Raw genomic sequence first — 488 nt, 5'->3', positions numbered from 1 at the left:
CTGCGGCGGCTGCCGCCGTACGTGGCCGCGGGGGTCGGGGGCGGCGTCGTCGTCGGGGCGCTCCTGCTGCTGGCCGGCGCCGCCGTGACGTGCTGGTGGGCGTTCTCGGGCCGGGCGTCGACGGGGGACGTCGTCGCCGGCCTGCGCGTGGACCTGCTCGGGGGCGCGCTGCTCGCGGTCGCCCAGCTCGCCGTCGTGCCCAACCTCGTCGCGTGGGCGACGGCGTGGGTCGTCGGGCCGGGGTTCTCGGTCGGCGTCGGGACCGTCTACTCCCCCGCCGAGGTCACCGTCGGCGCGCTCCCTGCCCTGCCGGTGCTGGGCTCGCTGCCGACGGAGCGCGCGTCGGGCGGGGTGCTCGTGCTGGTCCCGGTGCTCGTCGTGCTCGCCGGGGCGGCGGGCGGCTGGTACGTGCACCGCGCGGCGGCGACGTCGCGGGGCCGGCACGCCCCCGCGGCGGTCGGCGTCCTCGCCCTCACCGCGGCGCTCCT

At 80.3% G+C, this 488-nt stretch carries 1 protein-coding gene; it reads left to right on the top strand.

From position 1 onward, the window contains the following. Positions 1-488: cell division protein PerM (locus N866_RS21885; RefSeq protein ID WP_245612677.1), on the top strand; the 488-nt coding region annotated here is incomplete at both ends.

The sequence above is a fragment of the Actinotalea ferrariae CF5-4 genome (genome assembly GCF_000603945.1).
Lineage (GTDB): Bacteria > Actinomycetota > Actinomycetes > Actinomycetales > Cellulomonadaceae > Actinotalea > Actinotalea ferrariae.
Note: the sequence above shows the minus strand (reverse complement) of the source record. Positions and strands in the feature narration are given on the sequence as shown.